At 39.5% G+C, this 23,591-nt stretch carries 23 protein-coding genes and 3 pseudogenes; 17 read left to right on the top strand and 9 right to left on the bottom strand.

Annotation, left to right across the window (positions count from 1 at the left end; translation table 11 throughout):
• Window positions 1–365: 365 nt before the first annotated feature.
• Window positions 366–1,859, bottom strand: coding sequence for a peptide MFS transporter (locus tag N693_RS0100825; RefSeq protein WP_025782903.1), 1,494 nt, complete (start codon window positions 1,857–1,859; stop codon window positions 366–368).
• A 301-nt stretch (window positions 1,860–2,160) separates the two neighbouring features.
• On the opposite strand from N693_RS0100825, the gene N693_RS0100830 reads away from it, so the two are divergent.
• Together N693_RS0100830 and N693_RS0100835 are read left to right on the top strand one after the other, a co-directional pair.
• Window positions 2,161–4,059 (top strand): ABC-F family ATP-binding cassette domain-containing protein, encoded by a 1,899-nt coding sequence (locus tag N693_RS0100830; RefSeq protein ID WP_025782904.1) that lies wholly within the window; start codon window positions 2,161–2,163, stop codon window positions 4,057–4,059.
• Window positions 4,060–4,074: 15 nt separating this feature from the next.
• Window positions 4,075–5,202, top strand: a complete 1,128-nt coding sequence (locus N693_RS0100835; RefSeq protein WP_025782905.1) for a virulence factor — start codon at window positions 4,075–4,077, stop codon at window positions 5,200–5,202.
• A 149-nt stretch (window positions 5,203–5,351) separates the two neighbouring features.
• Here the strand turns inward: N693_RS0100835 and N693_RS0100840 are convergent, their stop codons facing one another.
• A complete protein-coding gene (locus N693_RS0100840) occupies window positions 5,352–6,005 on the bottom strand; it encodes a hypothetical protein (RefSeq protein WP_025782906.1) in 654 nt (217 codons plus the stop codon).
• Window positions 6,006–6,164: 159 nt separating this feature from the next.
• On the opposite strand from N693_RS0100840, the gene N693_RS0100845 reads away from it, so the two are divergent.
• The 3 genes from N693_RS0100845 to N693_RS0100855 all read left to right on the top strand — a co-directional run bounded on the left by N693_RS0100845 (window position 6,165) and on the right by N693_RS0100855 (window position 8,239).
• A complete protein-coding gene (locus N693_RS0100845; protein ID WP_025782907.1) occupies window positions 6,165–6,602 on the top strand; it encodes a BrxA/BrxB family bacilliredoxin in 438 nt (145 codons plus the stop codon).
• The gene (locus tag N693_RS0100850; protein WP_025782908.1) at window positions 6,599–7,381 is read left to right on the top strand and encodes a class I SAM-dependent methyltransferase; all 783 of its coding nucleotides are present in this window, start codon (window positions 6,599–6,601) and stop codon (window positions 7,379–7,381) included. The genes N693_RS0100845 and N693_RS0100850 overlap by 4 nt, the downstream gene beginning before the upstream one ends.
• Before the next feature lie 261 nt (window positions 7,382–7,642).
• Entirely contained in the window at window positions 7,643–8,239 is a 597-nt protein-coding gene (locus N693_RS0100855) for a YpjP family protein (protein ID WP_025782909.1), read from the top strand.
• Window positions 8,240–8,393: 154 nt separating this feature from the next.
• Here N693_RS0100855 and N693_RS0100860 read toward each other — a convergent pair whose 3' ends face one another.
• The 4 genes from N693_RS0100860 to N693_RS0100880 all read right to left on the bottom strand — a co-directional run bounded on the left by N693_RS0100860 (window position 8,394) and on the right by N693_RS0100880 (window position 12,785).
• Entirely contained in the window at window positions 8,394–9,548 is a 1,155-nt protein-coding gene (locus N693_RS0100860) for a site-specific integrase (RefSeq protein ID WP_025782910.1), read from the bottom strand.
• 473 nt (window positions 9,549–10,021) lie between these two features.
• A complete protein-coding gene (locus tag N693_RS0100865; RefSeq protein ID WP_025782911.1) occupies window positions 10,022–10,936 on the bottom strand; it encodes a class I SAM-dependent methyltransferase in 915 nt (304 codons plus the stop codon).
• 248 nt (window positions 10,937–11,184) lie between these two features.
• On the bottom strand, window positions 11,185–11,355 hold the full coding sequence (locus N693_RS20095; protein WP_156028839.1) for a hypothetical protein: 171 nt from the start codon (window positions 11,353–11,355) through the stop codon (window positions 11,185–11,187).
• Between the two features lie 809 nt (window positions 11,356–12,164).
• Window positions 12,165–12,785 carry an HAD family hydrolase gene (locus N693_RS0100880; RefSeq protein ID WP_025782913.1) on the bottom strand — a complete coding sequence of 207 codons (621 nt, stop codon included), beginning with the start codon at window positions 12,783–12,785 and terminating at the stop codon, window positions 12,165–12,167.
• A 351-nt stretch (window positions 12,786–13,136) separates the two neighbouring features.
• Here N693_RS0100880 and N693_RS0100890 point away from each other — a divergent pair, with 351 nt between their 5' ends.
• The 6 genes from N693_RS0100890 (at window position 13,137) to N693_RS0100915 (ending at window position 15,873) form a co-directional block, all read left to right on the top strand.
• Window positions 13,137–13,337 (top strand): DUF6877 family protein, encoded by a 201-nt coding sequence (locus N693_RS0100890; protein ID WP_025782914.1) that lies wholly within the window; start codon window positions 13,137–13,139, stop codon window positions 13,335–13,337.
• The gene (locus tag N693_RS0100895) at window positions 13,315–13,548 is read left to right on the top strand and encodes a hypothetical protein (RefSeq protein WP_025782915.1); all 234 of its coding nucleotides are present in this window, start codon (window positions 13,315–13,317) and stop codon (window positions 13,546–13,548) included. The genes N693_RS0100890 and N693_RS0100895 overlap by 23 nt, the downstream gene beginning before the upstream one ends.
• A 90-nt stretch (window positions 13,549–13,638) precedes the next feature.
• Window positions 13,639–13,812: an XtrA/YqaO family protein gene (locus N693_RS0100900; protein ID WP_253271140.1), complete on the top strand. Its 174-nt coding sequence runs from the start codon at window positions 13,639–13,641 to the stop codon at window positions 13,810–13,812.
• Window positions 13,809–15,098, top strand: a complete 1,290-nt coding sequence (locus N693_RS0100905; RefSeq protein WP_025782917.1) for a PIN-like domain-containing protein — start codon at window positions 13,809–13,811, stop codon at window positions 15,096–15,098. The genes N693_RS0100900 and N693_RS0100905 overlap by 4 nt, the downstream gene beginning before the upstream one ends.
• A gap of 101 nt (window positions 15,099–15,199) precedes the next feature.
• The gene (locus tag N693_RS20100) at window positions 15,200–15,361 is read left to right on the top strand and encodes a hypothetical protein (protein WP_156028840.1); all 162 of its coding nucleotides are present in this window, start codon (window positions 15,200–15,202) and stop codon (window positions 15,359–15,361) included.
• An 11-nt stretch (window positions 15,362–15,372) separates the two neighbouring features.
• Window positions 15,373–15,873, top strand: coding sequence for a sigma factor-like helix-turn-helix DNA-binding protein (locus N693_RS0100915; protein ID WP_025782918.1), 501 nt, complete (start codon window positions 15,373–15,375; stop codon window positions 15,871–15,873).
• A gap of 36 nt (window positions 15,874–15,909) precedes the next feature.
• On the opposite strand, the gene N693_RS0100920 is transcribed toward N693_RS0100915, so the two are convergent.
• A complete protein-coding gene (locus N693_RS0100920) occupies window positions 15,910–16,704 on the bottom strand; it encodes a DUF4393 domain-containing protein (protein ID WP_025782919.1) in 795 nt (264 codons plus the stop codon).
• Between the two features lie 316 nt (window positions 16,705–17,020).
• On the opposite strand from N693_RS0100920, the gene N693_RS0100925 reads away from it, so the two are divergent.
• The 6 genes and pseudogenes from N693_RS0100925 to N693_RS20485 form a co-directional block, all read left to right on the top strand.
• A complete protein-coding gene (locus N693_RS0100925; RefSeq protein ID WP_025782920.1) occupies window positions 17,021–17,281 on the top strand; it encodes a hypothetical protein in 261 nt (86 codons plus the stop codon).
• Between the two features lie 70 nt (window positions 17,282–17,351).
• Complete coding sequence (terS, locus tag N693_RS0100930; RefSeq protein WP_025782921.1) at window positions 17,352–18,149, top strand: phage terminase small subunit; 798 nt, start codon at window positions 17,352–17,354, stop codon at window positions 18,147–18,149.
• Between the two features lie 8 nt (window positions 18,150–18,157).
• Window positions 18,158–19,465: pseudogene (locus N693_RS18735) on the top strand (PBSX family phage terminase large subunit).
• A gap of 3 nt (window positions 19,466–19,468) precedes the next feature.
• The gene (locus N693_RS0100940; protein ID WP_025782922.1) at window positions 19,469–21,013 is read left to right on the top strand and encodes a phage portal protein; all 1,545 of its coding nucleotides are present in this window, start codon (window positions 19,469–19,471) and stop codon (window positions 21,011–21,013) included.
• Entirely contained in the window at window positions 21,010–21,927 is a 918-nt protein-coding gene (locus tag N693_RS0100945) for a phage minor head protein (protein WP_025782923.1), read from the top strand. The genes N693_RS0100940 and N693_RS0100945 overlap by 4 nt, the downstream gene beginning before the upstream one ends.
• 205 nt (window positions 21,928–22,132) lie before the next feature.
• A pseudogene (locus tag N693_RS20485) lies at window positions 22,133–22,255 on the top strand (terminase); the annotation flags it as partial.
• 84 nt (window positions 22,256–22,339) lie between these two features.
• Here N693_RS20485 and N693_RS0100950 read toward each other — a convergent pair.
• Together N693_RS0100950 and N693_RS0100955 are read right to left on the bottom strand one after the other, a co-directional pair.
• Window positions 22,340–22,753 (bottom strand): annotated as a pseudogene (locus N693_RS0100950) (site-specific integrase); the annotation flags it as partial.
• Window positions 22,708–22,953, bottom strand: coding sequence for an Arm DNA-binding domain-containing protein (locus tag N693_RS0100955; protein ID WP_025782925.1), 246 nt, complete (start codon window positions 22,951–22,953; stop codon window positions 22,708–22,710). The pseudogene N693_RS0100950 and the gene N693_RS0100955, both read right to left, overlap by 46 nt.
• Between the last annotated feature and the right edge of the window lie 638 nt (window positions 22,954–23,591).

Below are 23,591 nucleotides of genomic sequence, written 5' to 3' on the forward strand. Positions count from 1 at the left end.
CTCTTATTTACGGACTATATGGTCTTGCGGGACTAACTGTTTGATTGTAAGCATCTCCGTCTGTTCCCGTTCTTTGATTTGATTCTTCACCCTTATTTCCTTTACCTCTTTTCAGGGAGATCCTGTTGATTGTAGCGGAGAGTGGCGACTCCGGAGGGATTAGCGAAGCTCGAAGACCCTGGACTGAGCAAAGCGAGGGAAGCGGCTGAGAGCAAGCCCCTCGGAAAGCGTCCGCTCGCAGCGGAAATCAACTTTTCATAGTTAATTCTATTGTAAAAGAAAAAGACTGTAGGCAAGCCCCATGATTTCTGGAGTTTGTCTACAGTCTGACGGTTTCCTTAATGGAAACCGCCTTTGGATAATTTTTAATGAACACCCTTCATATAACGAGAAATGATAGGTGAGATGAAGAATACAATGATTGAGAGCACGATTGCGACTCCACCGATAATACCGAAATACAGCATTTCGGTTTCTGCGGAATAGAATTTAACAAGCTGTGCATTCAATGCCTGTGCCGCAGCGTTCGACAAGAACCAAAGGCTCATCGTTTGTGCAGTAAAAGCAGCAGGTGCAAGTTTTGTTGTTGCTGAAAGTCCGACCGGAGAAATACATAATTCACCGAGAACAAGTGTAAAGATACTTAGTGCTAACCAAATTGGGCTTACTAATGTATCTGTTCCGCTAAGCATGCCTGGTAGCAAGATGACGATGAATGAAATACCGGCAAACAGCAATCCAAGCGAGAACTTGTGTGGAATTGAAGGCTGTCGGTCACCAAGTTTAACCCAAATCCATGCAAAGACTGGTGCGAAAACGATGATGAATAATGGGTTTAATGATTGGAACCATGCAGGCGAAATGTGAATCCCTAAGAAATCCAAGTTTGTTCGTTTATCTGCATACAACGCTAAAATCGTAGATCCTTGCTCAGCGATGGACCAGAACATAACAGCTGCTAAAAACAGCGGAATGTAAGCGAGTACCCGTGATTTTTCAACAGATGTTGTTTTAGGACTGCGATACATGACAAAGAAATATGCTGCCGGAATGGCGAATCCGAGAATACCGACTAACGTTGTGAACGAATTCAAAGTTAGATATCCGGTTGGAATTGCGATTGCAACTAGAATTGCTAATATAATAACTACAATTCCGACAATTTTGATCGTCTTTTTCTTCTCTGCAGGAGATAGTGGGTTTGCGACATAGGTTCCTGCGAGACCTAAGTTCTTTTTCTTTGTGATTACAAACATAACAAGACCAAGGAACATACCAAATGCAGCTACACTGAAACCTAAATGAAAGTTGTATTCAGTTCCAATAGTTCCAGCAGTTAGTGGTGCGATGAAGCTACCAAGGTTGATCCCCATATAAAAGATACTGAATCCAGCATCTTGGCGATTGTCACCTTCAGGGTAAATATCTCCAACCATGCTTGAAACGTTTGGCTTTAGTAATCCTGTACCTATAACAATTAGAATCATGGAAATAATGAGCATTTGAAGATTTCCTGGGAAAGAGAGGGCGATGTGCCCGAGCATTATGAAAATTCCGCCTATAAAGACAGAACGCGAGGTACCGAATACTCTGTCCGCCAACCACCCACCAATGACCCCTGACATGTAGACGAGTGAACCATAAAGCGAAACAATTGCAAGTGCGGTTCCTTGGTCAAGTCCTAGACCGCCTTTTGATACTTCGTAATACATATAGAAAACGAGAATAGCCCGCATCCCGTAGTAAGAAAAGCGCTCCCAAAATTCTGTGAAGAACAAAGAGAACAATCCTTTAGGATGACCGAAGAAGCCTTTTTGCGGGACGCTAGCGACGATTTCCTTTTTTGACAGCTGTGACATTAAAAATCCTCCTTTTATCTATGAAGAACATAGTACCACTTTTAGTGGTAGTCTGAAAATAATATATTCTAAAAAAAAATAAGTCTTATAATGCTGATTTACTTGACTTTTATGTTTGTTTGAATAGCGGGAATTGATTTTGAAATTATTTTAGGATTATAAATTCCTGGGTTTACACTCTGTTTTCATATATACCCCGATAAGAATCAGTTGTAACACTTTAACAACAAGGCTTATCCTACAAAAGAGTAAGAAGATAAGGTATTATGAAAACAGCAGGTTATAGAATGGAAGTGTTGTCATGAGTCAAATGATTATTGAAAACCTCACAAAAACGGTAGGTGAGAAAACGTTATTTAGCGCAATAGATTTCACCATAACGTCAGGAGAAAAAACTGGCTTGCTTGGCATAAATGGAACGGGAAAGTCGACGCTGCTTGCGATTATCGCCGGTACCGAAGATGCAGATACAATATCAAAGGATCATCCAAATAATTATCGAATCGCTTATTTGCCACAAGACCCAATAATAGATCCGACTTTAACTGTAATGGAAGCCGTATTCCAAAGTGATGCTCCCATCATTAGATTGAACCTGAATTATGAGCACGCTTTACAAGCGCTCACTGAAAATCCGGATATAGAACAAAATCAAGCGCATTTTGCAAAGTATCAATCGCAGATGGACGAGCAAAATGCGTGGGACATTAATACCCAAGCAAGAATGATTCTATCTAAGCTTGGAATTGAGACATACGACAAAAAAATGAGTGAACTTTCCGGTGGCCAACGAAAGCGTGTGATGCTGGCGAAAACCCTTATTGAACCAGCGGACCTTCTACTCCTAGATGAGCCGACCAACCATTTGGATGTTGCCTCAATCACCTGGTTGCAAGACTTCATCAAGAATTTGTCTGGTGCGGTATTATTCGTCACGCACGATCGCTATTTCTTGGATGCAATTTCAACTTCTATTTTTGAACTTGCGGATAAGACGTTATATGCCCATAAAGGCAACTACGGTGATTATATTGAAGCGAAAGCGCTTCGAGAGGAAATGAACGCTGCAACAGAAGATAAGCTTAAAAACCGGTATCGTTCCGAGTTGAAATGGATTAGACGCGGCGCCAAAGCACGTTCTACAAAACAGAAAGCGCGAATTGGAAGATTTGAAGAACTTGAACAGAAAGTGAAAAGAGGGACAGTGAAAGAAGAGATGGACGCTGGGCTTAAAACTTCACGATTAGGAAAAAAAGTACTTGAAGCTAAAAGTATTTCTAAAGCGTTCAACGGCAAATTCGTTATCCATCAGTTTTCTACGCTTCTTCAATCAGGAGATCGCATTGCAATTGTAGGACCAAATGGTGCTGGGAAAACAACGTTAGTCAATATGTTAGACGGCATATTGGAACCCGACGAGGGAATCATCGAACGAGGAACGACGGTTAAAATTGCGTATTTCAAACAGCATTTACCGGAAATGCAAGGAAAACAACGCATCATTGAATACATTCGGGAGACTTCCAATGATATCGAAGATGGAGAGGGGAACCGGATTTCTGCTTCCCAAATGCTGGAACGCTTTTTATTCCCGGCATCTGCTCACGGGACACCTATAGGAAAACTTTCGGGAGGCGAGCGAAAGCGCCTGTATTTACTGAAGTTACTAATGGAACAACCAAATGTCCTGTTACTGGATGAACCGACAAACGATCTGGACTTGGAAACGTTATCAGTTCTTGAAACGTTTATAGATACTTTTCCGGGAGTCGTTTTGACGATTTCTCACGACAGGTTCTTCTTGGACCGAACGTCAACGAAACTTTGGGTACTTGACGGAAAAGGAAATATAGAGACAGTTATCATGTCGTACACGGATTATTTAGAGAGCGAACGTTTCAAGGAAACTCCAAAACAGGTCACTGAATCGATTGAGACTGAAGAGAAAACTACTGAACATGTAAATGAAAAATCCATCAAGAAGAAACCGACTTATAAAGAAAAACGCGAATGGGAGACCATTGAAAAAGAAATTGAAGAAACTGAGGAAGCTATCGGTACCACGGAAACGGAAATGAGTACGTGTGGTTCGGATTATGATAAGTTAAGTGATTTGACAAAAAAACTGAACGAGCTCAATGAAAGATACGAATACTTAATAGAACGATGGTCGATTTTAGAAGAATTGATGGAACCTTAAAGGAGGTAGCAAGTAATGAATATTGTATCGATTGAACCTACACCAAGCCCGAATTCGATGAAAATTGTTCTTGATACTGAACTCCCGATGTTGGAAACACACAACTATAAAAAAGAAGATGCTGCATCAGCTCCAGAACCCGTAGCTCAACTATTACAAATTAAAGGGATCAAAGGGATTTATCACGTCATGAACTTCATGGCGATTGAACGAGCTGGAAATGTCCAATGGGAAACTATCTTAGCGGAAGTTCGTAACGTTTTCAGTGAGGGGAGTTCAGAACAGACTGAGGATGAGTCAGAAGCGACGGAGCATTTTGGCGAAGTCTATGTCCACGTCCAAACCTATAAGGAGATCCCGCTTCAGGTTAAAGTTTTCGATAGCGAGAGTGAACAGCGGTTTCCGTTAAGTGAGCGTTTCGTGGAAGCAATGGAGAAGGTTCATAGCGCTGAAGTCGAGAATTATATCCTTCTTCGCAAGTGGGCGGATTACGGAATCCGCTATGGCAGTAAAGAAGAAATAGGAGAAACTGTCGTGAAAGAAGTGGAAGCAGCTTATTCTGAGGACCGCTTGTCTGCAATTGTGACCAGTTCGCTTCAAGGAAATATACAAGGTTCCTTCGGCCGTAAGAAGGTTTCGTTATCTGACTTTGAAACAGATGAGTGGGAAACACGTTTCCGGTTACTCGACCAAATGGAAGATCCGACAATAGACGACTTACCATTGCTCGATCGTGCATTAACTGATGAAAAAATGTCAATCAGACGACTAGCTGCTGTTTATTTAGGAATGATTGAGTCGCTTGAAGTCGTTCCATACATCGAGAAAGCATTACAGGACAAAAGCTGGGCGGTACGACGGACAGCAGGCGATTGTATGAGTGATCTTGGATTTCCTGAATTTGAACATGCTGCGATGGTCTTGTTAAAGGACAAAAACAAACTCGTGCGCTGGCGTGCAGCGATGTTCTTGTATGAAACAGGAACAGAAGAATCATTACCTGCACTCCGGGAAGCAGCTGAAGACCTAGAATTTGAAGTGAAATTGCAAATCAAAATGGCAATTGAGCGTATTGAAGAAGGCGAAGATGCAAAAGGGTCCATTTGGAAACAGATGACGGAATTGAGAAGCTCTTCTAATTGATGGATGATAGCTATAGAAAGTAAACAGCATTTAACCGATAAAATGTGTCGGAAATCCATTTTTATAATCGCATTGCCGGTAGCAAACTCCGAGTAACTTTATAATAAAAGCAGTGCCTACTGATGAAAATTCAGTAGACACTGCTTTTTTTATGCATGTGTTGGTATTTCCGGGAATGTAACGATCAGTTTGCCTTCGTTTGAGACGATTTCTGCAATCGTGGTTTCAAACAGGTAAGGACTGTCCGCGTCGTCCTGCTTCTGGACATTTTCATACTCGTTTTTAACAGCGAGTATCGGGAATGTGACAGGAACCGAGCGTCCGCGAACTATTGTCTTAATAGTACCCATTAGGAGGAGTTCTTTATGAGAGGCTCCGAAACATAAACTTCCGGATACGCGACGATTTTTTCCACTATGAATCTGAATTCCTTGAAGAAGTGAAATTAAGCAAAGTAATACATCACTGACTGCGCCAATCTCCAACTTGTCGAAACCGTTGTCTGTGAAATAATGGTTAAGTCCATTTCGGATTTCCTTGAAAGAAAAAAGAAGTTGGATTTTCTCTTTCGGTCCCCCTGAACCAAGTCGACTAATGACGTCATGGGCACGATCGAAATAGGATTTAACTGAGTTCGCATCTGAATCACGCATTGTTACAAGTTCTTTTAGCACAAACAAAACATCAAACCTAGCATCGGTACCTGCTAGAGTTAAAAAGCCGAGTACATCTTTTTCGTCAAAGTTTCTTTGTGTGAAGCGTTGGTAATAATAAGCATTGAGTTGTTGGTGTTTAATATCCATGAAAATTCTCCTTGCGTGTAAAGTCTGTATGTAGTGTATCACAGGTAGAGACTTTCTGGTTTCAAATGCAGTTCGTTTTCATTCGCGAGTTTTCCATGTAAAATAGGAATGAGCGGTGTTTGCCTAGAGCACCACAGATCATGGAGGAGGCTATTTACTATGAATGCTTATGAGGAATACATGCAAGGTATTGTTCAACCAATGCGTCAAGAATTAGTTGCTAGTGGCTTTACAGAGCTACTAACGGAAGAAGATGTGGAATCTGTGATGGAAGGACATAGAGGAACTGCACTCGTCGTCATTAATTCAGTATGTGGTTGTGCCGCTGGACTTGCTAGGCCTGCTGTCCGTGAAGCGTTAAGCCAAGTGGATCAGCAACCAGACCACTTATTTACCGTATTTGCAGGGCAGGAAAAAGCAGCAACAGCCCAAATGCGTAATTACTTTCCTGAAGTACCACCAAGTTCACCTTCCATAGCAATTGTAAAGAATGGCGAACTTGCATACTTCATACCACGTGAACAGATTGAAGGATTTGAAATGGAACAAGTAAGAGATCACTTGACGGGTGCTCTTAACCAAGTCGCTGAGTCGTGAAACGCGTCCTGATTACAACCTCTGGACGTCCGGATGAGGTAACAGAAACTCGTGCATTCGCTGCGGAACAAGCGCTCGGTTACGCGCGAATTCCACGCAACAAACGTTCAGTGAAAAATCTCATGGCAACCAATTCGAGCGACCTCCTTGTAGTTGGAAAAGAACGTTATGAGTTGTACAGACAGACAATGAGTGAACCTTTTTTCTTTCATCCAGATACGGCTGCGTTTCGTCTGAAGCGTTTGCTAAAAGGGGAAACAGACCCACTCGTTGAAATGTGTCAGTTAGAACCGGGTAACTCATTTTTAGATTGCACGCTTGGTTTAGCGACAGATTGTATTGTGGCATCTTTTGCAGTGGGAGCTACAGGTATAGTAAAGGGGATTGAGGTAGATCCTGATGTCGCCTTCATCACCGCAACAGGATTGACACAGTTTCAACCAAAATTCCAAGAATTGAAGGAAGCGATGCGTAGGATTTCTGTAGTACAGGATTCAGCATCTGTATTTTTAAAGGGGCAACCTGATCATTCATGGGATGTGGTCTATTTAGATCCGATGTTCTCTCAAACGATCTCTGAGTCAATAAGCTTTGCACCGCTGCGACATGTAGGGGTTCATGGAAGTCTTACAGAGGAGTGGGTTTCCGAAGCGAGACGTGTTGCTAGGAAACGAGTTGTAGTGAAAGCGCATTTTAACGATCCGGTCTTTGAACAATTCGGTTTTACGCAAATTATAAGGCACAATACGAAGTTCCATTTCGGATTTATAGAAAAATAAAAAGCCAATCGGTCTCGTTAGAAACCGATTGGCTTTTTTGAATTAGTGCGTAAAATTTAGTGAACTTAAGTATAGGACGAATACCAGCATTCCGATTCCGGCGATTAATTGAACATCCATCTGAGTAACCTCCTTAAAAAACATACACGAACTCTAAAGTTTATTGTACAATGAAATTAGAAAAGAAGGAACCTTTTCGGTTATTTTTCGTACTGTTCAGAAAGCGGTTGTTTAAAAATACATAATTGTAGGTGATGGGATATGAAAAAATGGTTACAGCAACTGATGATCATATCAGTCGCATTCGTGACATTTGGTGTCATTTCTCCGAGTCATGAAATCTGGTCAACGCTTCATGATAAGGAAGATGTAAAAGAAACTGACCAACCTCAGCATACAACGCAGTATGCCGTTCATTTCGATGATCCGTATTTTAATAGACTGAATGCTACTGAAAATTATCTTACTGAAGAAGACCTTGTAAGTGGTGCACACACACTCGCATTCACAAAATTCGGTTCAAGAATCGGCCCGATTATTGAAGATGAATTCGACGATGTGATTTTCCCACAAATCGAGCAAGTCATTCGTGAAAAAATTGGTGAACATATACAGATGAATCGGAAATTAGCTATTTCAGAACACCCCTCTGGCGGTACGGCTGAAAAAATATTTAATATTAAAGATGTAGATGCAGATAAAAATTTGCTTCTTTTCCACGTGAGAACCGAGAAGCGTCCGCAAGATGGGTACTTCTTCAACTTCCATTACCATCTACCTGAAGACGATTATCAAACACATCACACTCTTGGAGATGTCTACTGGTCAAAAAACACACCACCGAAGTGGATGTCCTAACACTCGCATAAAAAGCGAGTGTTTTTTCTTTGCATAAACATTGATTTACCAACGTTTTTACATTGTTTTGATTACTGATTCCGCTTGAATTTAGTTGTTTGGAAAGAGGGCGATTTATCGTGTACCCCAATTTGTACTCCAAATTCGTTGTTTTTTATTTTCCGAATGAATTTAAAACGACAATATCGTCCATTAAGTTGGATGCTGCAATTTGATCTTTCTCAAAAGAATGGGCATACGTTTTGTATACTATCTCGGGAGTGTCTCTGATTAATGCAGCAACAGTCGTAACTGGAACATTGTTAGAAAGTTGGATTGAAACAAAGCTGTGTCGAAGATAGTGGGCGATATTTTCCCTTTCGCAGACTAAGTCGATAATCCGCTTCAGGAAACGTTCACCAACATGAGTGCCAACATCATTTATCATGACATATCCATCGGGATTACGATAACCATAACGTTCCATTTTATCATCGTACCACTCTTTGTAGTCGAGCAAAACTTTTCGAATATTGTTGTTCATCGGAAATTTTCTGACGCTGTTCTTAGTTTTAGGGTCCCGAACACCGAACCGGTACTTAGTCTCGGTAATATAAATCAAGTTCTTCACAAAATCGATATCCGCCCATCTCAAAGCCCTCAATTCACCAATCCGCATTCCAGTCAGAACCAATATACAAATACAGGTATAGTGAGACATTTTATATTTCGTCCGAACAATATCTAAGATTTTATCAATTTCCTCGATCGGTATAGCTCCTCGCTTAACGCCTTGCACCGCACTTTTAAGGTTAGGGGTGTTAACTCTTCTTTTACTTAGCATTTCGTTTTCTATTGCAAAGTTGAAAATTGCACTGATTCGCCTATAAATGGCTAACAGAGTGCCCTCCGTAAAACCTTTTTTTATAAGTGGGTCGAATATCTCTCTTTGCAAAACCAGAGTAGTAACATTTTTTAATTTCAAGAGACCGATCGACTCAAGAATATATTTGTTCATTGCGTATTCATGGTTCCGAAGAGTTGTCGGTTTCCAATTAGATTTATTAGCGTCGATATATATACTGTTCAACTGCACGACCGTTAAATTGTCGTTTTTGACAAAACTTACATTCCCGTCCAATACAGCAGCCTTGACATCAATTAACGATCGTTCAGCTTGTTCCAATGTGTCGAAGCCTTGTTTGTTCTTTTCGCGCCGCTCACCGTATTGGTCATAGTATTTGTAACGATACGCATATTTTTTCTTGCTCCCTTGCTTGTACCAATAAATGCTAGCCATTTTTGTTTTTATCATTTTTACGCGTGCCATACCGCATGACCTCCTACGAGCATTTTGTTTTTATACATTTCAAGACGTTTGGTTCGTTCCTTGAATGTCCACACCTCTTCTTATTGACTCCTCCATTTTTTCGGCTGCGATTTGCGCCTCCTTCTTCGTTTTATAGCCGCTTAGTGACATTTACCCGTTCTGGGGTCTAAATACGTAACACGAACCTGCCAGAGGCCATTCCTCTTTCTATACGATGCCATCACAGACATCCTTTCCTTTATTTAATGATGGACGGCTGCCAATCCTGCTTTATTGAGATGTTTGTTGAGCGATGTGATCTAGTGAAAAGCGAGAAGGGGTATGTGCTGCACTATCTCAAGCATGTTGGTGAGACGTATTAGACAGATAATGCGAAGTAGTGGCATAGGGATGCGTCATAAGTAGAAATATTTTAAACCAACTAAAAACCGCTCTATTCTAAGAAATGAAAGAGCGGCAAAAGTGTTGAATAATTATTTTTTTACTGCATGGATATAATGAATTGTTTCAAAGGCAGTTAAGTAATCCGTGCGATTTTTAAAGAAAAGGTCGTTTATATTATCAGGAGATAAGTGTTCGTAAATAAGTAATCCTAGTTCTTCTAATAAGCTTTCAATTTCTGGGTAGGAGAAACAAGCTTTCATTGCTTCTCCACTAGCAGACGCCATTTTCACCATGTTTTCAACCCGGTTAGATAACCCTTTTTCTTGAAATAAATTTTCATCTGCGTAATCAAACACAATTGAACTCCCTGATGGGACTTTAGAAAAAATCTCTTTAAACAAATTAAAAATGTCTTCTTTAGTTAAATAATATGAAACACCTAATAGACTAAAGAAAGTTTTCTGGTTTTTATAGCCTTGTTTTACTAAATTCACTTCTGAAAATTTTTGTGTGAAATCCATGGGGACAAATTGAAGATTATCTGGAATTTCAATTTGAGCATTTGCTAGTCGTTCAATTTTTGAAGCCTGAGTGGTCGGATAGTCGACTTCAAATATTTCTAGGTTATTTTCGTATTGAGCATGCCGAAGGGAAAAAGTATCCAATCCTGCACCTAGAACGACATACTGTTTAATTCCCAATTCGATTTCGTTTATTAAAACTTTTTCGCAATATGCTGCTCGTGCTAAGGGAGTTGGAGAAAGCTGAACTTGTGTAATCCATTTTAGAATTTCTTCAGGATTATCTTGGAATTTTTGCGCAATATCTTTACTGAAAAACTGTATTCCTTGAATCATGTTTTCACTAATATCCAAAAACTCTTTCTGAGAGATTAGATCTTTTGCGATAAAATCATCGAAAATTTTAGGGGTGTCATTTTTACTGTGAAAAGCTCGACCGAATGCTGATACTAAAGAGGTGAGACTGGATTCATTTTGTTTCATTTATTAGTCCTCCTAAAAAAAATGAGATTCCCCTGGCCAGGAGAATCTCAGTATAAAACAAAATTATTTAATTGTAAATTATAGCATAAATAATAATGTTTGTCAATAGAATTACGAGAATATATTCAGGTATTTAGAACTGTTTTTGATTATGTCTTAAAACAACATTGAGAAACGATGATACACATTCAGAACAAGGTACGTCACATTAGACAGAAGATGCGAATTTGTAAAATAAAAAAAGACCATTATATCTTGGTCTTTTCCGCTAATATATTCAGCTTTTTAATAACCAAATTTATTTGGTCAATTATTACCATAAGTAATCCAGCTATACTACCAATTAACGCTCCCATTGTTCCTTCACCTAAGATAAAGCCAATAACAACTGAAATGGTTATATATAAAAGAAATTTCATCTAAACCCCTCCTTTCCTTATTGTACCAATATTCAAAAGTGAGGAGAAGTAAATTAATGAACAGTTAGAAGAAGGAATGACAGTGATGTATTACGAGTGTAGATACTGCGATTTAGGATTTCCAGCAACATACGATGGGGACGTGGTGTGCGGTTCTTGTGGTTCTGAATAGGAAGCAACAAAAATACTTGTTGAAGATGATGAAGAATAGGACACGTTCCGAACAAGAGGCGTGTCAGACACAAACTGTCTAGCATAAAACAGCTTACTTTTTTCTGAGCAGTTTTCTTATTTAACGTGTTTATTTTAAGTTCTCTTGGATATCATTAGTTTTTTCGTATATCTTCATATGTTTTTTGTAAATAATTAAACTTACTATTAATAAAATAATGCTGATTATTAGGAATATTACATGCTCATACACTCTTTTATTGATTAGATCATAAATTAATCTGGATAAAGAAATAAGAACCATAATAGCGTAGGGAAAAACAGCTATTTTCGTAGGTCTTTCTAGCAATTTGTCTTTTTTATTCATTAAATGTATTCTCCTGTAATTTTATTAATCTAAGAATAAACATTTTCAATAAACTATTCAAGAGGTTTATGTCGCATTACGAACATAATGAAACAAACTGCGAAGGAGCGAATCACCAACGAAAAAGTATTTCATTGGGATTCTGTATTTAAGTAAAAGAATTTGCGAGTTTTCATTGTTGAATGTCACTAATAGAAAAAACCGCCTATTTAAGACGGTTAGATTAATGGCATTACTATAAGATTTATGTTGATCACCAAATGTTTCTAACTTAAGCCAAAACGTTCAGTATATCTGATGGTTTTTCAAACTTATATTTTGCTGGTATGCTTTCATGATTTTTACATCCCCATAAAGCCAATCCAAAATCGACACCAGCATCTCTAGCACATTCAAAATCGTAAATAGTGTCTCCTATGTAAATTGAAGATGAGGATTCAGCTTTTGAAATCTTTAAAAACTCAATAATTGGTTCTGGATTGGGTTTATGTTTCTTTGTATCGTCTGCACAAACTATATGTGAAAGATATTCCATTAGACCAAATGGTTCAAAATCATCTTTTAGTTCTTGTTTCGTTTTTGATGTGACAATACCTTGGTTTAGACCCTTTTTCTTTAATGTATCTAAAAGAAAGTTGATTTCATTGTAAACATGAATTGATTGATAGTAGTCTTTCATAAAGAAATTCCATCTATCATTAGCCTTATCAATATTATCTATTCCTAGTTTAGGTAAAGAATCAGAACCTGGAATCCCTAATACAAAGGACAATTCTGACCGATCAATATCCTTGTTGTAATCTGTTTTTAGAAGCTTTTGAAGTGAACCCAAAACTGCATCTTCTGTATTAATTAGTGTTCCGTCAACATCAAAAATAATGGTCTTATACATGGTGCCGCAACCTCCTTTAAATTACTGTGACTTACAGCGTAATAGTATCATTTAAGATTGACTGTTTTCAAATTATTATGTAAAAACCATTTGGTTGAAATGCTGCAAAGTACGAACAAAACACGTCACAAGGCAGGTGATTTCATGACAGTTTTAACAACACCGGAAGCGATAGCAATCATTGCAGGAGGTATCTTGCTAGCAATATTTAGCTTTGGTATGGGGCGGTTAAGTAAACGCAAAAAAGACAGCTGATCCTGCTCGATCAGCCGTCTCTCTACAGTCACCTTTATGGCGAGTTAGAAATATTTACAGGCAGAGGACAAGCTATACATTTTGAGGAGTGAGGGCATGGAGAATCCACTGAGAGAAATTGAAAAGATTGCACACCAGTTACCTCTCGTCGCGCTGCAGGACATAAATAAGCGCATTACCGACTGGCTGTCAGGTGGTGGCAAAGAGGACCATCCGTATATCGAACAGCAGTTGAGGTTTGCAAGGAATGTCTTGAAGAGTGAGGAGAGGCTAAATGGTAACCGTCAAATCGGGTGACACGCATCTGTTGTTTCAGAATCCGGCTATCAAGTGGGTTTGGACGCCAAGGGAGCTGGAGCGGTTTCGGAAAATGTGGGAAGACGGAGCGGACATTCTTAAGATTGCTAAACGGTTCAAAGTAGGGCAACTGACGATTGCATTGTTGATTATGGATCAGGCGGATTTAGGGGAGATTAAGCAGCGACAACATGGATTGTATGGAAAATAGGCATAAAAAAAGACAGGATCTCTCCCGTCGTAGCTGACACTATCTTAACACAATGGAGGGGTCCTGGTGAACAAAGATATTGCAATAAATATGGATACATTTCTCAATTCTATTGGTATAATAGAACTACCGGTAAATTGTGTTGTGGTAATTTCGGAGGGGAAAGCGAAATTGCGAGAATTACCAGAGCACGGTGAATACAAGATTGTAACGCACCAAGGGAAAGTCAGACGGATGCGGAGGGAAGAGGGAGAAGAGTTTTGAGAAAGAAATTTAGAGAGTTTTATAATAACGATTCTATCAATTTTGAAAATCTAAAAGAAGATGTTTTGATTGTATTTGACACAAATACTTTATTAAACATTTATAGATACTCAAGTGCAACAAGTGATACCTTTATAAAATCTATTAAAAAGGTTGAAAATAACATTTGGATTCCTTACCAGGTCGGTATGGAGTTTAATCTTAATCGAAAAAAAGTAATGAATGATGTTAAAAAGGCTCCTGTCATCTTTAAGGAGGATTTTGAAAACAAAATTGACAACCTAATAAATGGAGTTAAAAATGATTTAGGTAACTACTTTTTGAAAAGTATTGATGCAAAAGAAATAAAAAATCAATTCATAATAGATCTGACATCTCAATTAAACGATGTTAAGGAAAAGATCTTACAAAACAATTTTGTTAGTTTATCTAATTTAGTAGATACTGAGCGAGATAAACTAACTGAACTGATTGATACATTGGATGATAAAGTTGGGGATCCTTCTACACAAAAGGAAATAACAAAAATTTGTGAAGAAGGGGCAAATAGATACGCAAAAGAAATACCTCCCGGATACATGGATAAAAAGAAGGGCGTATTTACCTATTTTAACGGATTGGAATTCGAATCGAAGTATGGAGATTTAATAGTTTGGGAACAGATTATCAATAGAGCTAAGGATCCTTCTATTAACACAGTAGTAATTATTACAGATGATAGCAAGGAAGACTGGTGGTATAAAATAGGAATTGAAACCGTCGGTCCTAGGGCAGAACTGAAAAATGAGTTGATTAGAAAAGCAAATGCAGACTTAATAATGATTAACTCAAATACATTTCTAAAGCAAACCAATATTGAAGAGGTCACAGAAGACTTAGTTGATGAGAGCAATACTTACAGTCGGGAGCGAAATATTCCCTCTACTGGGGAAATTCAATATTTCGAAAACAGGATAGAGGATTTTGCCAAGATCAATCCAAAGAATTTTAAAGTCCAACAAAGGTTTTTATTTGATTTAGATTCTGATTCTGAGCTAGCTTCTGACCTTAGGCTGAGGCTTGAAGAATTGGAGAAAAGTGCTCATTTCTACTTGATTAATGTAAATGAACAAAAAGAATATTTGCCTAATATTATTAAACTTGTTGTAACTAATAAACTACAAGAACTAATTGAAGAAATTGAATTTTTGAAAGAAAACATTGAGATAGTTTCATATGAGAAAGTTGATTCAGTTGAGAACAATTTAAAACATTTAATTAACTCCTATATAAACTTAAGTAAATAATATGTCCCCCTGGCCAACCAGAGGACAACACTTGATTGCAGCAATACGCTGCGTCATTTGTTGTCCTCTTTTTTTATTCAAAAAGAGAAAAGAGGAGTGTCATGAAAGAGGTACAGGAGCGACGAGGCAAGCCGGAAAGAGTTCGGCATACCAATACAGCGGACAAGCCAAAAGAGCGGCTGTCTGATCGTGAACTAAAGGAATTAATGGGGACTAATCGAGACACATATACACGGCGACGTGGGGCAGTCAGAAAACGATAGGGGGAATCTACATGTTGAGTTGGGCGGATAAGTTGATTCAAGAGTATACAGAGGGCAAACAGGCATTAAAGAAACGCGCGGATCAAGTGGACAGAACGAATCCTCTCGAAATGAAAGACCTGGAGCAATTCAACTCCATGATTGATTCGATGACCTATTCGTTGGACTGGATGACTACTGGGCGGCAACCTGGTATGTTCCGCGGAGTGGATGAAAAATCGGTGTACCAGAAGAGGTCTTATGAAAATATAGACCTGATTCCAGATATCGAAATGCAGTTGAGGGAAGAGAACGATATCAATAAAAAGCATCTGTTCATGACCAGAGAAGAGAAGATGATTATGGCTGATATTCTTGCTTCGTTTTCATTGAGGGAGAGGCAGTGTTATATTTTGCACGAAGGACAAAAGATGAGCATGTCTAAAATTGCTGATGAGCTAGAAATAACTAAAAGAAGTGTTCAGCAATATGTTGAAAGAGCACGGAAGAAGGTCGCAGAGAAGGTTTCATAAAAACACACGTCAATCTGAGATTGACGTGTGGGGATTTTAAATACATGAATTTGTGAATGATCTACCCAAAGGAGTTATTTCCAGCGATCCTTTTTGAATAACGACTTTATCAAACCCGACCTCAGGATTACTCTTGTTCCACTGTTGCAATTGTTTTTCTACTTCGAAGTATAAATCGTGTTCAAGAAATTTGTTGTAGAGTTCTTCATTGAGTAGTTTTGCTACATAATCGATTGATATCAAACCAAGTCTTTCCAAGTTCGTAATAGAAGATTGAACTAGGTTACTGTTTTCATATGCTATTTCCGTATCCAAAAAAACATTTGTTTCCCGTGTTAAATAGTTGTTGTTTGTAGAGTTAGCAAGGCGATATTCGACAACAGGAAAAGATTTAATTCCAATCATGGCGATAATATTAGCATCTATAGGCGATAATTGTTTAATGATTTCAACAAATGCGGGATGAACAAATTCAGCCTTAGAAATTTGCATCGAAGATAGGATCAACTTTTCAAACATTTTCTTTAAAGTTTCGTTTTCCATGTAAAACGTAGTAGCTTCAATTGCAGGTCCAATAATGTGCATTTCAGGTTCTTTCAAATCAACTTCATCAATGTTTTCTGCTTTTATTACTAGATTTTTAATAAAATCTTCTCGTTTCATCATTTCAGCAGCCATTCGATTACTTGCGTAAGTTTGCGTTCTACTACCAATAAGCCCGTAATAAACATCACTTATTGATTGACCTACCGACAATGACAAAGGCCTGGCCGCTTCCGTCATTAAATCTGTAACAGCTTTTTCGACAAATTGAGTATCTTGTTTTGGCATATTAAACTCCTCCTCCTAAATAGAGTATATATGAGGGAGTTGTAAAAATGGAGAGTATATTCAATCATCCTATAATTACATCGTGGTTAGTATTTTGGATTTTCTTTTGTTGGAAGGTGGTTCCCGTTATTTTTAATGGCGGGGAAAAGTCATGACGTACGATAGACGTACGAAGTTTATATAGGTAGAGGGGGAGAATTAAAAGAGGGGGTGCGCTCGAGCAACTCAGCGCCTCCAACCAGCCCCATACATACGAGTAGTAAATAAAGGGAATCCGCATTCATTGTCGAATATTGTCTGGAAAGGAGATGATGATTTGGAGAAACACTATGTAAAGTTCGAAATGGATAACGGCGCCGCCCATTCATATGAGATTGACGACACTACTATTGATGGGGTTTATACAAAAATAGTAAATAGTCCAGATGGTTGGATTGAGTTTGTAGTGGATGATGAGACGCATTTCTTAAATACAGCTAAAATCGTGAGAGTAATTACTCACACTGATACTGCAGAGCGTAAGAGGGATGAAGATTCTCAAGCGGCTTTCGATATGATGAGAAATATTCAATTTTAATTCTTTCTAGCATCTCTTCGGAGGTGCTTTTTTCTATGCCTAAAAATAAAGGAGGCGGCGGTGATGTGATGTGCCTAACTGGGAAGAGATACAGAAGGAATGGGAAACGAGTAAGATAACGCTTGGTGCATTGGCAGAAAAGCATGATGTGAAACTTGGTACTTTAAAGAGCAGGAAAAGTCGTGATGGTTGGTCGAGAGATGCAGCTAAAAAAGATGCAACCATTCAGAAGGATGCAACCTCTAAAAGGGAGAAGGTTGCAACTGAACAGACCCCTTCAGGTGATGCAGTCAAAAAGAATGCTTCATCTACTGTAAAGAAGAAAGAGCAGAAGAGACGGAGTGGCAACCCTAGTCCGACACCCAAGTTTACAAAATGCAACAGCGCCGCAGTAACACATGGTTTGTTTTCAAAGTTCATGCCTGCTGAAACACTCGAAATCATGGACAGTCTGCTAGAGCGTCACCCTGCCGATTTAATCTGGGATCAGATACAGATTCAATACGCTGCTATTATCCGAGCTCAACAAATCATGTTCGTGAAAGACCAAGACGATATGACGAAAGAAGTGAAGAAGACTGAAACGTATAGCGATGACAACGCTGATTCTGAAAAGCAAGAATGGGAAATTCAGTTTGCTTGGGATAAGCACGCAACCTTCCTAAATGCTCAATCGAGAGCCATGGGGGAATTACGGTCACTTATTAAGCAGTTCAGTGAGATGGCCCACGATGACGATGAACGTCGTTTGAAGATTGAGCAGATGCAGGTCGGCATTGACAGAACGAAAGTAGAGATCGAGAAGCTTTCTGGCAACAACGATGATGGACCGATTGAAATCATGATTACTCGAAAGGGTGATCGCTGATGGTAGCCATCCAGAAAGAGGTCAATCCACACTTCGATGACTTCCTATTTGACTGGGAACAGAAATTTCAGTTCCTCGTTGGGGGATATGGCTCAAGTAAAAGCTATCATGTTGCACTGAAAGTCATATTAAAGCTTATCGAAGAGAAACGAACAGCTCTCGTAATTCGCGAAGTATATGACACTCATCGAGATTCCACGTTTTCATTGTTGAGCGAGATTGTAGAGGACCTAGGGTTATCTGATCGCATTCGATGTATTACTTCGCCGATGCAGATACGCTTTCCAAACGGCAGCAAGATCATCTTCAAAGGGATGGACAAACCTGAAAAACTGAAATCAATTAACAACGTGTCGCTGATATGGCTGGAAGAGTGTTCGGAAATTAAGTATGCGGGGTTCAAAGAGTTGTTGGTGCGTCTTCGACATCCAACGTTGGATCTTCATATGATTCTTTCTACCAACCCAGTCGGCGAAGACAATTGGACGTATCTGCATTTCTTTCAGGACAAGATGAACGACCGCTATGTGCTGAATGATGAGGAACTGTATCAAAAGCGCACTGTTATTGTAGGAGACACCTATTATCACCACTCTACTGCAGATGATAATCTGTTTCTCCCTGATAGCTACATTGAACAACTCGAAGAAATGGAAGAGTATGACCCAGACCTTCACCGGATTACTCGGAAAGGTCGTTTTGGCGTGAACGGAAAAAGGGTGCTCCCTCAATTCAAAGTAGAAGAGCACCAAGCGGTTATGGAAGCAATTAGTGCAATTAAGCGTCCGTTGATTCGCGCAGGAATGGACTTCGGTTTCACTGATTCCTATAATGCTGTGATACGAATGGCTGTTGATACTGAGAGGAAGTATCTCTACATCTATTGGGAGTACTACAAAAACGATATGACTGATGATGTAACGGTAGAGGAGTTAAGTGAGTTCATTGAGAGCGGCGAAAGGATCATTGCTGATAGTGCGGAACCTAAGACAATAAAGTATTTCCGTAAACAAGGTTTTGATATGACTGGTGCGAAAAAAGGGGGGAACTCCCGCTTACAAAGCACGAAAAAGGTCAAGCGTTTCAAGAAGATCATCTGTTCCTAGGAGTGCGAGAACACGGTTCGTGAGTTGGAGAATTTGGTCTACGCAAAAGATAAGAACGGTAATAACATACCAGACGAATTCAGCATCGATCCTCACACGTTCTCGGCGATTTGGTACGGCTTAGATGGATATGAGGTCACGGACTTGAAAGACGAAGCGCAAAATAAAGCACGTTCATCAAGAGAGCGGCCGAAAGGGAGGAGGAGATAGCAAATGGCGGAACAAGCAGTAAAAGCGAGGGTGTTCAAAGCGGAGACTTCACCTACGACACAACAGATTTACAAAGATGATTTTGAAGGTTTGTACAATGGTGGGGACATCCTAGAACCACCATACAATTTAAAAGAACTCAAACAGATCGGTGAATACTCATCTATCCTGCAACAATGCATTGACGCTTACAAAACAAACATTGTCGGCTTCGGAATTGAAGCGGAGCACAAACTGGACATTAATTCAGATGAAATTAAGGAAGCTGTTCGTAATCAAGCGGAAGAAGAGTATACCCGCCTAGATGAGTTCATTCGTTATTTGAATTTCGATGAATCACCTGAACTTGTATTCGGTAATGTAATTGATGACAAGGAAAAGACCGGGAACGGATACATTGAGGTTATCCGGGATGGAACAGGGTTACCGGTTGGGATTGAATACGTAGATGCCCAGAATATGAGGGTTTGCAAGAAGACGGTGCCTGAGCTCATCAGTTATACAATCCTTGAAAACGGAAAGCAAAAGACCGTTCAACGTAGAAAGCGATTTAGACGGTATGTCCAGTTAATTGACAATCAAAAAGTGTTTTTTAAGGAGTATGGTGATCCTCGTATCATGGACTCAAGAACAGGGAAGTTTGATGACAATACTCCTGATAACTTAAGAGCCACCGAGATCTATCATTTTAAGATTGGGAGTGGAACATATGGCAAGCCGCGATGGTTAGGCAACCTTATCAGCGTATACGGGGCAAGGAAAGCGGAGGAACTCAACTTTCGATACTTCAGTGATGGACGGCATATTCCTGCTGCTATTACTGTGTCAAACGGTAAATTGGATGAAACTTCTTACGAAGCCCTACAAACCTACATGAATGACTTGTCTGGTACTGATAATGCTCACAAGTTCCTCCTACTTGAAGTGGACGGAATGGCAGAAGAAAACGATGTAGGTGAGAGTAAAGTTAATCAAGCGAAGGTTGAAATAAAGTCTCTTGCAGAAATCCTACAGCAAGATGCTCTGTTTCTTGAATACGATGAGAAATCACGGCAGAAAATCCGTTCTGCATTTCGCTTGCCACCTTTGTATACAGGTGAAGCGCAGGAGTTCAACAAAGCGACTGCTGATACAGCCCGGAAGGTTACAGAGGAGCAAGTATTCCAACCCGAACGAAAGACGTTAGCTCGAATATTGAATACATTGTTCTTAGAACCGCTTGGATTCAGCTATGTGAAGCTATCTATCAAAGGAGCAGACTTCCGTGATCCGATTGAAATTGCAAAAGCTTTGTATCCAATCATTGCAGCTGGATCTGTTGCGCCAGATGACCTTCGTCCATTGCTCGATCAGATACTTGGTAAGAAAGTAGAGCCGTTTGGTGACGGATTTAATGTGCCAATGCAAATAATCTTGCAGACACAACAAATGGATCCTTTAGCAAGCGTGCTTAATATCCAGAAGTCAGCTATCAATCAGGACAAGAATACTGATTTCATAGATCTGTTAAAGGACATGAGAGACGTCTTGGAGTCGATGCAATCATGAGCAAGGTTGACAATCTGCTCAAAGGTATAAATGCTTTTATCCGTAAAGCAGAGGAAGGTTCAGAGGATATCACAGCTATACTTCCTAATGACATTCCAGAACTTGATGAACTACCTGAACTGGTGGAAAGTTTCGAAGCACTGACAGCAAAACGATTAAGGCAGCAGCGGAAGTTCTATTTAGATGCATTCCAGTCATTTATATCGAAAGATGATGAAATGACGCTGGAAGCCATGCTGAACTATCTTCAATCGGACTTATTCGCTTCTGATGAATTCGCCATTCTGTATGGCATAGAAGCTGCTGCTTTTTTAACCAATACGACTGAGAGCTTGACGAAAATTATCATGGAATCGATTGGTAAAGACGTGGCATTCAATGACCTCTCAATGCGAACAACCGACTGGGTAGCATCCTGGTCAAAAGAATTGGCGGAGATTATGCAGTTGAACACTCATAAAGCGATTGAATCGGAACTGGTTGCTGCTATCGAGGCAGGTGAATCCATTCAACAGGCGGAGATCCGATTGAAAGACCTACCCGAATTTGACCGGAAACGAGCAAGGGATACAGCGAGAACTGAAATCCTAGCTGCGTCCAGTCAAGCGAATTGGGAGTCATTCATGCATTCCCCGTCAGTCGAGGGGAAGAAGTGGAAGCATAGCGGCTCTAAGAAGAGCCAGCCTGGGGCGACGCATGTAGCTATGGATGGTGAAGTGGTAGGCGTGGATGAACTGTTTCTTGTAGACGGTGAGTTTGGCATGTATCCCAGGGATACGACGTTCAGCGCAAAGAATCGGGTGAACTGTGGATGCGTGATTGGCCCAGTCGTTAATCAGGATATTATCCGGTTGAGCTTGGAAGAAAAAGAAGAGATTCGACAACAGGTACTTAATGAATTACATGAGGAGTGATTATTCATGGGTGGTTATAGAAGTCTGCTAGAGAGTAATGAGTTTGCAATGAATACGGCAAGCAGAAAATTGAGTACTCCAAGATTGACACATAAAATCGGTTCCGGAACTATTTATGTAGATGGTCAGCCGATTGGACAAACGATGGAAGTAAGTTTTATTTGTGAAGATGGCATGCGAAATACTGAAAGGGGGAGAAAGATACATGGCAAGAGAACTAGTAAATGCATAAGTTACACACGTTTCCTACGTGGATAAAGTAGCCAACCAGAAACGATTCTTCCTTACAAAATCCTCTGATGAGCCTACCTTCCAAAAAGAAGTGAAAGATTTTGTCTTCCATTTCTCGCAAAACATGACCATACGTTGTGTGAATCATTTCTGGGGTGTTTCCCAAGCGTTCAGCGATGGCTCTAACAGGAACACCATTATTCATTAAGAAAGTGGCGTGTGAGTGTCTGAGCATGTGTAACGTACAATCTTTTAATCCAGCCCTTTCAGTGATTCGATTATATCCTTTATGAAGTGTAGTAACCGGCATTGGAATCAAACTTTCCAATGATAGGAATATATAATCTTCATCCTCTAACTTTCTCCCTTGAGTCAGCATCTGCTTATTGATGACTATTCGATATCGAATTAATTGTTCAGTCACATTTTTAACGATTTTGATTTTGCGTTCACTATTTTTGGTTTTTGTTGTTCCTGTACCGAATCTTGTTCGATTTCGTATAATATTCACGGTCTGTGCTTCAAGGTCCAAATCTCTCCATTGTAATCCTAAAGCTTCACCTTTTCTCGTTGTGTAATTGTGGCGGGTTTCCATTTACGTTTATTCGTGCTAAACCAAGTATCTAACCATTCTGCAACCGTTAAGTTATCATATTCAATATGCTTTGTTTCACCACGCAGCGATGTAGCCTTCACTTCCAACAGAGCTGCTAACGCTGCTTTTTCTGTTTTGAAACCGCTCTTCTTTTTCTCTATTCGTTTACCATTTTCGTCATTATACTTATGACGGAACATCCATAGTTTCTCATCTTTTGCATTGTAATAATAATAATTAAACTCAGGAGTCGATTGCCACACTTGTTTACAGTGGGAAAAAGAGTATTCATGCAATTGTTCGAGTCGATGCAGCTAATTATGACGAATATAGGAAACGCGTGGATTACCTCTAATACATCTGTAAAAAGAATGGACTCAATATTGATAATCAGAATCGGAACCCTTCTCGTCTGTCACGTATGCCAGGAATTGAACGCGATGGAAAGAAAAAGTTCCCAATTGATACGAACATTGGAAAAGCGAACTGGGAAGAGTGTCATGAATGGATTGAGGGAATCAATAACGAGATAGTTTTTATGCTTCTATTAAATCCAAAAAGATATCAAGTACTGTCAAAACTACGCATTCAATACCTATAAAGATATAAGTAAGAATTATCCCATAGATGAGGATGACTTAGAAGATATTAGAAATTCCATAAAAGAATATGAAATAGCGGTTCGCAAATGTATTACGATGATGGAATTAAAAATGGGGAAATGGGATATTCCTGCAGAAGAATTGAACGACTTTGTTGATAAGCTGATGGAGTTACACAAGCTATATGACAATTTTTATATGAAAAAGATAAACCAAAATTGGAATAATGTCACATC

Source organism: Sporosarcina sp. D27 (genome assembly GCF_000586555.1).
In the GTDB taxonomy this organism is placed as follows: Bacteria; Bacillota; Bacilli; order Bacillales_A; family Planococcaceae; genus Sporosarcina.

Coding starts and splice junctions, on each gene's coding strand:
- N693_RS0100825 (WP_025782903.1), bottom strand. CDS start 1,859: ATGTCACAGCTGTCAAAAAAGGAAATCGTCGCTAGCGTCCCGCAAAAA.
- N693_RS0100830 (WP_025782904.1), top strand. CDS start 2,161: ATGAGTCAAATGATTATTGAAAACCTCACAAAAACGGTAGGTGAGAAA.
- N693_RS0100835 (WP_025782905.1), top strand. CDS start 4,075: ATGAATATTGTATCGATTGAACCTACACCAAGCCCGAATTCGATGAAA.
- N693_RS0100840 (WP_025782906.1), bottom strand. CDS start 6,005: ATGGATATTAAACACCAACAACTCAATGCTTATTATTACCAACGCTTC.
- N693_RS0100845 (WP_025782907.1), top strand. CDS start 6,165: ATGAATGCTTATGAGGAATACATGCAAGGTATTGTTCAACCAATGCGT.
- N693_RS0100855 (WP_025782909.1), top strand. CDS start 7,643: ATGAAAAAATGGTTACAGCAACTGATGATCATATCAGTCGCATTCGTG.
- N693_RS0100860 (WP_025782910.1), bottom strand. CDS start 9,548: ATGGCACGCGTAAAAATGATAAAAACAAAAATGGCTAGCATTTATTGG.
- N693_RS0100865 (WP_025782911.1), bottom strand. CDS start 10,936: ATGAAACAAAATGAATCCAGTCTCACCTCTTTAGTATCAGCATTCGGT.
- N693_RS20095 (WP_156028839.1), bottom strand. CDS start 11,355: ATGAAATTTCTTTTATATATAACCATTTCAGTTGTTATTGGCTTTATC.
- N693_RS0100880 (WP_025782913.1), bottom strand. CDS start 12,785: ATGTATAAGACCATTATTTTTGATGTTGACGGAACACTAATTAATACA.
- N693_RS0100890 (WP_025782914.1), top strand. CDS start 13,137: ATGGAGAATCCACTGAGAGAAATTGAAAAGATTGCACACCAGTTACCT.
- N693_RS0100895 (WP_025782915.1), top strand. CDS start 13,315: ATGGTAACCGTCAAATCGGGTGACACGCATCTGTTGTTTCAGAATCCG.
- N693_RS0100900 (WP_253271140.1), top strand. CDS start 13,639: ATGGATACATTTCTCAATTCTATTGGTATAATAGAACTACCGGTAAAT.
- N693_RS20100 (WP_156028840.1), top strand. CDS start 15,200: ATGAAAGAGGTACAGGAGCGACGAGGCAAGCCGGAAAGAGTTCGGCAT.
- N693_RS0100915 (WP_025782918.1), top strand. CDS start 15,373: ATGTTGAGTTGGGCGGATAAGTTGATTCAAGAGTATACAGAGGGCAAA.
- N693_RS0100920 (WP_025782919.1), bottom strand. CDS start 16,704: ATGCCAAAACAAGATACTCAATTTGTCGAAAAAGCTGTTACAGATTTA.
- N693_RS0100940 (WP_025782922.1), top strand. CDS start 19,469: ATGGCGGAACAAGCAGTAAAAGCGAGGGTGTTCAAAGCGGAGACTTCA.
- N693_RS0100945 (WP_025782923.1), top strand. CDS start 21,010: ATGAGCAAGGTTGACAATCTGCTCAAAGGTATAAATGCTTTTATCCGT.
- N693_RS0100955 (WP_025782925.1), bottom strand. CDS start 22,953: ATGTTCCGTCATAAGTATAATGACGAAAATGGTAAACGAATAGAGAAA.